Genomic DNA, 12,122 nt, shown 5'->3' with positions numbered 1-12,122 from the left:
GTTCATCCGCCAGAAGCGTGGGGATGGCGGAGAAAACTACCTAAAGCCCGCGGATGCAGGCTACGAAGGCCTTTTGCTACAGAACCTGCTTTCTAAATCGGTGGCTTATGCAAGTGTGAGCGGGAATGGTTTCCGGGAAGAAATGCCTGAAATAAACCTGGTCCCACGAGGAAAGATCTACCAAAACGGCGTAAAGATCAAACAGCTGACAGTGAAGGAAACCCATATGATAGGCTATATGTATGAGTTTGCACTGACTGCTCCTGTGGAGCTACAGGAGATAGGTTACTATGCAGGGTTTGGGCATCTTGGGAGTCAGGGGTTTGGATGTGTGGGGGTGAAAATGGGAAAAACCTGAATGGCGTTGAAACCTACATTTCACTTCAAGCCGGAGGATATATCTACACCAAGGGGGCAACAGCCGATGCGTTGGATAAAAAAGAAAAAAACTGGTGGAATTGATGGAGGGGTATGTGTATGAGGGGGAGACAGTAAATCCGTAAAATCAAACTTAAACCCTATAAAGGACCTCTAGGTATAATAAATCGATACTAATGAAAGGATCTTATATATTTCCTTTCATCTTGCAAAGCAACGATGGTTGCAGACCTCATCGTAAAGATGGATAACTTCGCCATAATTGAAGAACGAATAATATTTCTAATTATAATCCAAATAATAAAAAATCTGTATGGATGATAGCACAGATAAGAGCAAGCCTAAAAGTATCCACACATTTATGTGGCCATTCCGATGGTCTGCTGAGGCAAATAACAGCAAGGATATTTTAGCTTCTTTTAGCGATTGCTTGCTAAAGGATGTTAAGTGGAAAGAAGAGGGATTCAAGCTCTCAAACCCACAACATTATAATGAATATGTGTATTACCACAGCCACGTACGAGATACATTATATGCAAATGCGGACAATAAAGAGACCATACGGTACTTTAATTACCAGATAAATAAAAAGGAAACTTTTGAGTTTGAAGTAATAGATGAAAATGAGGAAAATGGTTTAAAACACTTTAATCTAGAGATCAAAAATATCAGCCTTCATATATTTTTCACAGGGGTAGGTATTCTCACATTTCAATTGGAGAATAACAATTATACAACTATTGGTGAAATTCAATTGATCAATGATTTTGGGCGAAGAACATACCCTCAGTACTTAGGTAATGGTAGTCAAGAAAATCAAAAAGGAGTTAATGCAACCAAAAGATCCTTTTTACCAAAAAATATAAAAGTTAGTTATTGTGAGGAAAAAGAAACATTTGAAAGTTTTAATAAGTATGAAAATATAAATTTACATCAGATAATACAGCCTCCAGCTTATATTAAATCTTTGTTTTGTAACGACTTTGTATTCAGTGAAAAAACATGTTGGGATGAGACGAAAATTACAATAACCCACCTGACGGACGACCGGATGTATACCTTGTGCTGGTATCCAAATGAACTTTTGTCTAGAAAATTAAAAGCAAAAAGCAAAGCTAGTAATTATAAAGAATATATGTTCCTGGGAAATCCAGATTGGTATAAACTTATTTTTTGTGATAGTAAAAATGGTTTGACGTGTCAAAGTGATATAATGTTAAGGCAACATACACTCGACTACACCTATGATAGATGGGTAAACTATGGAACATTGTACGGAATTACAAGAGATTGTCTTTTTTGCCTAACTGACGAAGGTGATTTTGCACGTGATGCGATTTTGCTGCATATGCGAAGTGTCTACTATCAAATGGCAATTCTTTGCCTAGCGCAAAGAGCATCGGTACAAAAAATATCATACGATCTTACTCAAACCCTTAAAGAGTTGGACGGGAATAAACTCAATTCAACTCAAACTAAACAGGCTGTTTCCATACAGACTATGTATTTAAAATTTAATAACCTGCTATCCTTCAAAGAAGTCACCGATCAAATACAAGGAATTGAAATGTACCAGAAGATGCAGGTAGCTATGGGCATACAAGGAATAACAGATCAATTAGATCGTGAAATTGAGGAATTGCATAGTTTGCTTAATATGGATGAAAGCATAAAACTAAGCGAAGAAGCTAACCTAATTTCAAGAATCGCTATGTATACCGTTCCTGCTTCTTTGGTAATGGCTTTATTTGCTCTCTTTTCAGGCGATTTGGTTTTCTCTTCATCGTACGACATTTCGCCGGGTCGATCTTACGCAATAGTTTTACTAGTTGCAGTTAGCGTAATTACATTACTTTCCGGTAAATGGATCATCAGTAAGACAATTAATAAAACAATTAGAAAAAATGAATAGACTTACAATACAACTTAGGCAACATACGCCTCTAATTCATTTTCAACATGACCAAGCAGGTGCTACTTTGCGGGCTACAGAAGTGAAACCCAAGTTGGATAAGTTTATTCTTACAAATCTGGGAAATGGCAATTTTAATAAAGGTGTAGAAGAAGCCAAAAAGAATAAGTGGTTAATAAGCAATACTGAAGCTTTGGATTTTAAGCTACGGTTCACAGTTACAGAAAAACCTGATATTTCAGAAATTAATAAAATTAAAGTAGACAGAAAAACTGGCTTAGAAAAGACAAAAACACGAAAAGAGGATGGGCGTGAAATCAAGGACCTAAATAGTTACCCATTATATTTTGGTAATCTAGACAAGGATATTGAAGATAATTCTGAGTACAGAAGGTTTATTTTTCTAAAGAATCCATTTCAAATGGAAATTTTCACATTTCAATCCTCTCTAATAAAAGAAATTAGGGAAAAGGTCAATTTCGCTTTATTTTTTGCTCAAAACAATTTTGGCAGTAGGCAGTCTAAAGGATTTGGTTCGTTTTATATTGAAAAGGGAGATGCAAATTATAATTCCATTGAGTCCAACTATCGATTTACAATTGATATGTCTAAACACGATAATTGGCATCAATTATTTGATACAATTGATATTTTTTACAAAACATTACGGAGTGGTATTAACTTGAAGAATAGAAACAGAGAAACAATATTTTATTTCAAATCTCTTCTATTTCTCTATTTCAAAAACAAAAACATTCAATGGGATAAAAAATCTATAAAAGAGCATTTTTTAAGATCTGACTTAGAAAAACAAACACGAGATCATAACAATCCTGATATTTTAGAATTTCAATCGAAAGAAAAGAAACTTGTGAAAGATTTACTAGGCCTATCTACTAATGAAAGTTGGAGAAGTTATAGTAAAAATATAGAAAAGGCTAATGATAACATTGACCGTTTTAAGTCTCCTATTACTTTTAAACCTGTTAAAACCTCTGAAAAGCGATTTACTGTTTACATATTTCTCAACACTATAGATCCGAATTTTCTGGATCAGCAATTTGAAATAAGAGATAGAAACAAAACATTTCATTTATCTACCCCTGCCTTATTCTATGTGAATGATTTATTTGAATGGATATTGAATAAAGAGAATTTCGATATTACTACTCATGTTGAAGCCCGTTTTCACGCTCATACACAATTTAATACGCTAAGGAATATTTATCTGCAATTGAGCGATAATCTTAATGAAAAGAATAATGACAAATAGTAAAAAATACATAGCCCTTACTCTGGGGCCGATATACAGAACACTCATGTTAGCGAAAAGCTCGAAAGAGCTTTGGGCAGCTAGTTATCTATTTTCCTATCTGGGGAAGCAATTAATAAAGGAGTTTAGAGATCGAAAATTTATTCTTCCATATGTTAACGACAGAATGTTTGAACCTGCATCTGGAGCAGGTCTCTTTCCTGACAGATATATCTTTGAGGCTCAGGAAGGAGATTTCGATGATCTCGTTAAAAAAATTGACAACGTTATCGAACAATTAGCTGATAATATAACATGCAATGGAAGCAACAAAAAAGAATGCATTATATTTCTCAAGAACTACCTAAAAATATACTTTTTAGAATTTGAGCATGAAGATACTTCAACACTAGTTGAATCGTGTAACCGACAACTAAGCATTCTAGAACTTCAGGACAATTTTAATCCGAAGGAGCAAAATAATTTCCTTTCAAACTTCTTCGGAAACATCAATGGAAAATCATTTCTTGCCAACGATTCATTTGGAGATACTATTTCAGAAGACAATCGATTATTTGAATCATTAATCGAATTGGCTATTCCTGAGCATAGAACATTTGTAAGTGAGGAAGTAAAAAAAGGAGGGAACAATGATGAAGAAAGAGTATTGGATCAACTAAAAGCGGAAAAGAAATTCCGATCATATCATAGTTATGTAGCTATTGTCAAAGCAGACGGTGACAATGTAGGGAAAACGATCTCCGATTTGCAAAAGAAAGGAAAGCCAGTAATAGATCTTGCCAAGCAATTGTTTGAGCTTAACTTGAACGTGGTAAAGATTGTAGATGAATACAAAGGGCGTGCTATCTATGTAGGCGGAGATGATTTATTGATTTTTGCTCCTTTATTATCAGAAAAAGGGCATCTTTTTGCAATGGTTGAGCAGATCAATTTGGCTTTTGAAGAAGTAATACACTCCTTCGAAGTAAAGCCTACGCTTTCTTTTGGTATATCTATTATACATTATAAGTCTCCTATGTTTGAAGCATTGGAAAGAACAGAAGATTTGCTAACTAATAAAGCTAAGAGACAATTTAATAAAAATGCAATCGCTTTTTCACTGGATAAAAGAAGCGGTCATCATATCGAAGCGATTATTCCCAAAGGGCAATGCTGTATTTACAACCCTTTTAAGGATATGATTGATACTTTTCTGAACAAGTCTGATATAAAGGAAGAAAAGGGAAAACTCTTATCTTCAGTCATGCACTGGCTGGGAAGAAATAAGGAAATGCTTCGTATTATTTTGAGTGAACAAGAATCTAAAAGAACCATCAGGCTTGAAAATTATTTTGCTAATAGCTTCAATGAAAAAATACATGAGTCCAACCAAAATTTCCTGAACAAAGTGCAACAGTTTCTTCTAAACACCTATGCGCATTCGAATAGCATAGAAACAACTATCCAGACTGTTTATGCCACCTTACGTTTTATACACTTCTTAAATTCGGACAAAGATGAATAGTATATCATACAGAATAGAGCTAGAACCTCTTGGTGATTTCTTCTTCGGGGGCGAAAACACGTTTGGCGAAGGAGACGGTAAAAACTACTTTGCCAAATCCAATCGGTTTCCACAACAATCCGCATTGTTGGGCATGTTACGATTTGAATTGCTAAAGAAAAAGAAGCTTTTACCTATTTCTCAAGCAAATATGGAGAAAGTCAAGAATTTCATTGGTGAAAAGAGCTTTGACTTTGATCGAAACAGTAATAAATTTGAATTTGGTATTATCGAAAGCATTTCGCCAGTTTTCTTAACGAACTACAATGAAGATTTCATACCCGCTCCATTTGACTACAAATATAAAGATAGCATAAAGTGGCATGATCATAACAGGGTGTATCTGGCTGGAAATACTAAATCCCGTAAATTAGAAATTCGGTCTTTTGATATCAAAGAGCACAACAACGAAAGTCAATATAAAGGAACTAAGCACCATATACCACACCCCGAAAGTAAATTCTTTAAGACAAATGTGAAAATTGGTGTCAACACTATTAAAAGTAGGAATGGAAACGATGATAAAGAAGCATTTTTCAAGCAAGAGTTTATAAGCCTTAATAATAGCCTCCGCTTTGTTTTTTATGCACAGTTAAAAGAAGATATTTTCGGAAATTCATCTGACCTTTTGATATCCCTTGGTGGTGAACAATCTATGTTTCGCATGAAAGTTAAGAAGGCAGAAAACACCTATGAGAAAGAATGCAGGGGATTGTTTGATATCAGGAACAAAATAGTACTGATTAGTGATACTTATGTCTCCTCAGAACAAAAAAATGTATTGGATAACGTAGCTGATTTCGCTTGGTCTGATACTGTGATGTTTCGCAGCATCAAAACGAGTATAAAAGAGATGACAGATTATGCCAACAAACCCAATAAAAGCGAAAAGATCCACTTAATAAAAAGAGGATCTGTATTCTATTATTCTTCGGATAGCAACAAAGATCAGATAGTACAAATCTTGAAAAACAAAAATCTACAGCGCTGTGGATTCAATATTTACTTAGACTAAACGATAAAAAGGAAAATATGCATACTCAATTCTATTTAGTTAAACCATTAAGCAACCTGCATGTTGGGAGTGGGGATATTTCCGTTGGGGTAATTGACAACCTGATTCAGAGGGATGTACTTACGAGGTTTCCAACGATTAATTCTTCCAGTTTGAAAGGTGCTCTTCGTGAGTTTTGTAAACATAATAAATTAACTGATCTTGAAAAGATTTTTGGAAGTGATCCAGAAGTCACAAAGAAGGTAAAGGGAGCTTTTCGTTTTTTTGAAGCGAGTTTATTAGCAATTCCTGTGAGAACTGATAAAGTTCCTTATTTGATGGCAACATCCATTGAATTGCTCAATGAATTCGCCTTTAGGAAAAAACAGTTTAATGGTACTTCTGACCAAATAGCACACGTACAGAAATTTATGGATGAATTGGGCACTATAGAAGGAAAAAAACCAGTTGTATTTGACAAATCACTGGAAAATGCCACAATAGAAGAACTTGAATTTAAAGCTCAGTTTAAGGAAGTATCAGAATTGTCAGCTATAAACAGTATAATTAAAGGTGAGCTAGTGATTTTTTCCGATGAAGATATGCGCTTAATCTGCGATGACAATCACCTTCCTGTGATAGCCCGTAATCATCTCGAAAACGGAACCAGTGACAATCTATGGTATGAGCAGGTTTTACCCCGTTATACACTACTGTATTTTGCAGTAGTAAGTAATGAACAAAGCGACTTCAAAGAATTTGATCAAGCCATAGAGAACGTACCTGTAAGTATCGGGGCAAATGCCAGTATCGGGTATGGGTATTGTAAAATCAGTAAACTCGGATAAGATGAAACTAAATGAAGAACTGATACGAACAGCTATAAAAGCAATTGAGCATGAAAAGATTGCTGATGAAAACGGACAATACAAAAGGCAGTACAATGGGTACATCGCTTCTTTTGGCGCTGCCATTATTCAATCTGGTCTACTGCCGGCAGTCATTTTTTTTGAGAATGCTAATGCTAATTCAGAAGAAAATAAAACAAAGGTGATAAATGCTTTGGTGTATGTGTTAAAGGAGCATTACAAACTAGCGCACATCGGATTGCCTTTTCACTCCTATTTGCTACAGGAGGGGCGTAATACGCCTGAATTACTTAACGAGGTAAATCAAGCTGCCGCCGCATTGAAACTTGCTTTAAGAACGTTTAAAAAGATGAAAGATGAGAAAGAATAAGCCAATCAAAGACTTATCCAGTTTAGGTCAATTGTTGGGAAATAAGCAAGAAGAAATGAAGGTACCTCAAAAGGACGTAGAGTCGAGAATGATAAATACTGATACTCCCAACCTTGGTTGGTTGTTCTATAAGGAATATTATCAGGGGTTAACCAAAGATCTAATTGATAATAACAATGAGAAAGGGCAGGAAGGTTTTTTTAAAGAGAAGAATGATAAGATTTTGAAAGCTCAGTTTCGCAGCTACCACAATACTTTGGTCATTGTTGAAGATAATAACACCAATGAAATTAAGACCATTGAAATGAAAACCACTTATCCCGGTCTGATCATGGGAACTGGTGTGACGCATGAAACTGGTTTGAAAGGGGAAATGAAACTGGGACTCAGTTTTGATTATACCACGGGACTTCCTTACATCCCTGGATCTTCTGTCAAAGGTATATTGCGAAGTGTATTCCCCGGATCTTTCACAAAAGCTGACGAGGAATTTAAAGAAGCAAGAATCGCTTATATTCGAGATCATTTAGACAATCAAGAGTTAAATGTAGAAGAGTTAGAAGCAGAACTATTTGAAGGAAAAGGTTCAGAGTCGATCTATGATAGAGATGTCTTTATGGATGCGCATATCACTGATGTACCGGGAAATGGCATCTTTTTAGGCAGTGACTTCCTCACCCCTCATGGAGAGAACCCGCTTAAGAACCCAAATCCCATTCAATTTCTTAAAATACTTCCTGAAGTTACTTTTACTTTCTATTTTAAATTTAAAGGTGGAGTAATCACAGAAGTGCAGAAGAGAGAGCTTTTTGAGAAAATTTTGAAAGATATAGGCGTTGGAGCAAAAACGAATGTAGGATATGGGCAGCTTGTGAGTTCAAACAAATAATTGATAAATTTCCGATAAATGAAAATCAAGTTATATGATAAACCATTAATTTTCTACCAATCGGAATCCAAAATTGAAAGCTAACAGTTTAATGTTACGGCAGTCCAAATGCCCGGACAGCTTTATGGAAACTTAATGAACCTTTTGGAATTCATGGATATCAGGCAATTGTAAACAAAACCAACCGTCAATAGAAATACCAAATTACATGAACATCACCGGAACCCATATCGCCTACCTCCACACCTGTCATGGGAAACTTTGGCTTTTGACATTGGGGAAAAAAGAGTGGGAAAAATGCTGAAGTTGTGCAGGCAGTATTTAAATTGGATCCAAAATTCAGTTTTTGAGGGAGAGATCACGTAGGTTTAGAACAAGGAACCCCTTATCAAAGCCAAAAAAATCATGGTTGAGGAAAAGGACAGTTTTATTAATTTTAAAAGCAGGGAGGAGAAATGGTTGGAAAAAGAAGTGATCGGGCAGGAGAAAAATGATCTGGATACCTTTCTATAGTTGTCAGTAAAGATATATTTTTTGAAAAATGATGTAATTAAGCTGAGGGAAAAAACATAATCATCAAGTAATCAGACCATTATAAAGTTGTCGAACCTAGGGCAAAAACCGGCTATAGAAGAACGACGATAAAAAGGAAAAATTTCACTATATTGAACCGCCACCGGGATCAACTGAGGCCGATTTTACCCCCTGAACCCGGCGGCCCTTAATCGCACCATAGAGGAATTGAAATCTATCAAAGGAAAATAGATTCAAATTAAATCCGTTTTCCCTTAATCGCACCATAGAGGAATTGAAATGATGGTACAGGTGTGTAATCTGTCTCGTTTTCAGAAACCCTTAATCGCACCATAGAGGAATTGAAATCCAAACTTGGAAGTAGGTCCTATTACCGGGATCACGCCCTTAATCGCACCATAGAGGAATTGAAATGGAATTCAACGCTCAAAAAGTTTACTATTAAAATGCCCTTAATCGCACCATAGAGGAATTGAAATATCGCCTGCTTTCAGTTCGCCTTCGCCGCGCCAAGCTCCCTTAATCGCACCATAGAGGAATTGAAATGAAACGGGAGATAGATATTTATCAACTAACCAAATACCCTTAATCGCACCATAGAGGAATTGAAATGAGCCAACCCTCGTTTTTCCCTCTGAATCGTACCTGACCCTTAATCGCACCATAGAGGAATTGAAATCAATAAGTGGTTCGGTAGTATAACCGCTGAAATAACCCTTAATCGCACCATAGAGGAATTGAAATCCCCGATCGTTGGGATGGTTGACATATCCCCCTTCACCCTTAATCGCACCATAGAGGAATTGAAATAATCATGAAATAGACAACGAAAAAACAGATGATCTAACCCTTAATCGCACCATAGAGGAATTGAAATTTAGAATTGATAAAACTAGCATGGTTACAGATATGACCCTTAATCGCACCATAGAGGAATTGAAATATGCTGATTTTTAAAAGTTTAACATCAAACAAATTACCCTTAATCGCACCATAGAGGAATTGAAATAGGATGAAAGCGATCAGTACGGCAATAACTTCTCTCCCTTAATCGCACCATAGAGGAATTGAAATCTGAAAGAAGTTGATAAAATTATTTATAAATAACCATCCCTTAATCGCACCATAGAGGAATTGAAATTACCTTGTTCTCGCCGCGTATTATAGGTTTATGGCTCCCTTAATCGCACCATAGAGGAATTGAAATTATCTATGGAAACGAAATACAAGGTGTTACTGTAGGCCCTTAATCGCACCATAGAGGAATTGAAATAACAAAACTTTAATTGATAGTGTAATCTTTTGGTTGTCCCTTAATCGCACCATAGAGGAATTGAAATTCAGAGGTGGCTAATTCAGAACCTTCCCCTCCCAAACCCTTAATCGCACCATAGAGGAATTGAAATTATGGAATATTGAAATCAAAATTTATACCGTCAAAGCCCTTAATCGCACCATAGAGGAATTGAAATGTGGTTGAATCGATTAACGTCGAATGTCGTATTATCCCCTTAATCGCACCATAGAGGAATTGAAATGTGAAGGGTTTGACAAGAAAAAACTTGGGTTAGACCCTTAATCGCACCATAGAGGAATTGAAATTGAAAAATTGCAATTTTTTATTGTGAAGTTTCTTAGCCCTTAATCGCACCATAGAGGAATTGAAATGTGAAATTAAAAGGCAGATTAAAACTCTGTTGGCTTACCCTTAATCGCACCATAGAGGAATTGAAATAGCATGAAGAGACTATCAACATGATTATAGATGATCCCCTTAATCGCACCATAGAGGAATTGAAATAAATAATTTAATAAATGATCAGAAAAGCCGTTGATCCCTTAATCGCACCATAGAGGAATTGAAATTTCCCTACTCCAAAAACGAAGCCATCAAATGCTTCTTCCCTTAATCGCACCATAGAGGAATTGAAATTCTATCTAACGGGAGAGTACAACTAAGATCCTTAGGCCCTTAATCGCACCATAGAGGAATTGAAATATTATCTTAAAATCTCTTGGGTTAACTAACCTTATCCCCTTAATCGCACCATAGAGGAATTGAAATGTCTCTTTTCTATAGCTTCGACTTGGGCATCATAGACCCTTAATCGCACCATAGAGGAATTGAAATTTGATTGCCTTATTTCAAGACTTCCCTGAAAAGAAACCCTTAATCGCACCATAGAGGAATTGAAATGAGGACAGACCTTTATAGGTCCCCTGGAATTTTTGACCCTTAATCGCACCATAGAGGAATTGAAATGATACCCATCTATGGAAAGTCCCCTGATGGTAGAGCCCCTTAATCGCACCATAGAGGAATTGAAATTTAATACAGCTGGAATTAAGTATGTTGCATTAACATCCCTTAATCGCACCATAGAGGAATTGAAATGATTAAGTACTTTTTGCGTTTCAGCTTTTACTTTTGCCCTTAATCGCACCATAGAGGAATTGAAATTATTCTTCTGCAACACGCATTAAAGCGCCCTTGCACCCTTAATCGCACCATAGAGGAATTGAAATAGTTTTAGAAGCATTAAACGGGACTGAATACAAAAACCCTTAATCGCACCATAGAGGAATTGAAATTTGGTTAATCCTCTTTCATCTGTAAGATATCTAAGACCCTTAATCGCACCATAGAGGAATTGAAATGAATTATGACGAATACCTTCTACATCCTTTAATCGTACTTAGCATAAAGTGATTGGGGGCTTTATTTTTTTAGTAAGAGGTATTGGTTAGGAGTGGGAATCTTATTTATGTGGCTTCCATACTGACCTTCATTGCGAGGAGATGGGCAAGTTCTTTTGTTTAATACGGACCATCAATCCCCGAAGCAATCTCATTTACGATGTTTATAATTGAAGCCTCTGAAAGTAGATTGCTTCGCCTGATGAATGCACTGCCAAGAAAAATATACACAGGATCAGGCTCGCAATGACATGTAGGTGAGAGGCTTGTCATTACAGGTTGAATTATAGGGATTTCTTCTTGCGTCCCTTGGGAGAAATGGTTAAGGGGTTATGGGTTAAAGGATTAAAAAAGGGAATGGCTATCGGATAAAATTAAACGGATTTGGGGCATTTAACCCTTTAATATTCCGTACCTACAGCACGGGTTCCATTATTTATGGTAATTTTCTACAAATATTCCGTACCTATGGCACGGCAGGTTACTGTCTTGCATGTGTTTATTGCCAGTTACTTCACCGACGCTGTGCGACCCCTATCAGGGTCGGAATCAACATCAGCACATATGCTATATGCATGCGACCCATTCAGGGTCGGCCGCATCATCAGGGCTGTTTCTATATACTTGCGACAACTTCAGCTTCAAACGGATATTGTTGGAACT

General features: G+C 36.3%; 10 protein-coding genes and 1 CRISPR repeat array. All 10 genes read left to right on the top strand.

The features are described 5' to 3' along the window. The coding region (locus EL17_RS00225) for a CRISPR-associated endoribonuclease Cas6 (protein ID WP_035068461.1) at positions 1-358 on the top strand (358 nt) is incomplete at its 5' end. Positions 359-691: 333 nt separating this feature from the next. Then, positions 692-2,290, top strand: coding sequence for a hypothetical protein (locus EL17_RS00220; RefSeq protein ID WP_035068459.1), 1,599 nt, complete (start codon positions 692-694; stop codon positions 2,288-2,290). Then, a complete protein-coding gene (locus EL17_RS00215) occupies positions 2,283-3,563 on the top strand; it encodes a hypothetical protein (RefSeq protein WP_035068457.1) in 1,281 nt (426 codons plus the stop codon). The genes EL17_RS00220 and EL17_RS00215 overlap by 8 nt, the downstream gene beginning before the upstream one ends. Then, entirely contained in the window at positions 3,553-5,067 is a 1,515-nt protein-coding gene (gene cas10, locus EL17_RS00210; RefSeq protein ID WP_205623503.1) for a type III-B CRISPR-associated protein Cas10/Cmr2, read from the top strand. The genes EL17_RS00215 and cas10 overlap by 11 nt, the downstream gene beginning before the upstream one ends. Further along, positions 5,060-6,121: a type III-B CRISPR module-associated Cmr3 family protein gene (locus EL17_RS00205; protein WP_035068453.1), complete on the top strand. Its 1,062-nt coding sequence runs from the start codon at positions 5,060-5,062 to the stop codon at positions 6,119-6,121. Before cas10 ends, EL17_RS00205 begins: the two co-directional genes overlap by 8 nt. Positions 6,122-6,138: 17 nt before the next feature. Continuing rightward, positions 6,139-6,948: a type III-B CRISPR module RAMP protein Cmr4 gene (gene cmr4, locus EL17_RS00200; RefSeq protein WP_035068450.1), complete on the top strand. Its 810-nt coding sequence runs from the start codon at positions 6,139-6,141 to the stop codon at positions 6,946-6,948. A 1-nt stretch (position 6,949) separates the two neighbouring features. Further along, positions 6,950-7,339, top strand: a complete 390-nt coding sequence (locus tag EL17_RS00195) for a type III-B CRISPR module-associated protein Cmr5 (protein ID WP_035068448.1) — start codon at positions 6,950-6,952, stop codon at positions 7,337-7,339. After that, positions 7,326-8,228: a type III-B CRISPR module RAMP protein Cmr6 gene (gene cmr6, locus EL17_RS00190; protein WP_051719674.1), complete on the top strand. Its 903-nt coding sequence runs from the start codon at positions 7,326-7,328 to the stop codon at positions 8,226-8,228. Before EL17_RS00195 ends, cmr6 begins: the two co-directional genes overlap by 14 nt. A 261-nt stretch (positions 8,229-8,489) precedes the next feature. After that, the gene (locus EL17_RS23985; protein ID WP_262482630.1) at positions 8,490-8,594 is read left to right on the top strand and encodes a CRISPR-associated endonuclease Cas2; all 105 of its coding nucleotides are present in this window, start codon (positions 8,490-8,492) and stop codon (positions 8,592-8,594) included. Between the two features lie 352 nt (positions 8,595-8,946). After that, positions 8,947-11,420: direct repeats of the CRISPR family, unit length 30 nt; unit sequence CCCTTAATCGCACCATAGAGGAATTGAAAT. 507 nt (positions 11,421-11,927) lie between these two features. Then, the coding region (locus EL17_RS23770; RefSeq protein ID WP_205623502.1) for a hypothetical protein at positions 11,928-12,122 on the top strand (195 nt) is incomplete at its 3' end.

It is taken from the genome of Anditalea andensis (assembly GCF_000714815.1).
In the GTDB taxonomy this organism is placed as follows: domain Bacteria; phylum Bacteroidota; class Bacteroidia; order Cytophagales; family Cyclobacteriaceae; genus Anditalea; species Anditalea andensis.
Note: the sequence above shows the minus strand (reverse complement) of the source record. Positions and strands in the feature narration are given on the sequence as shown.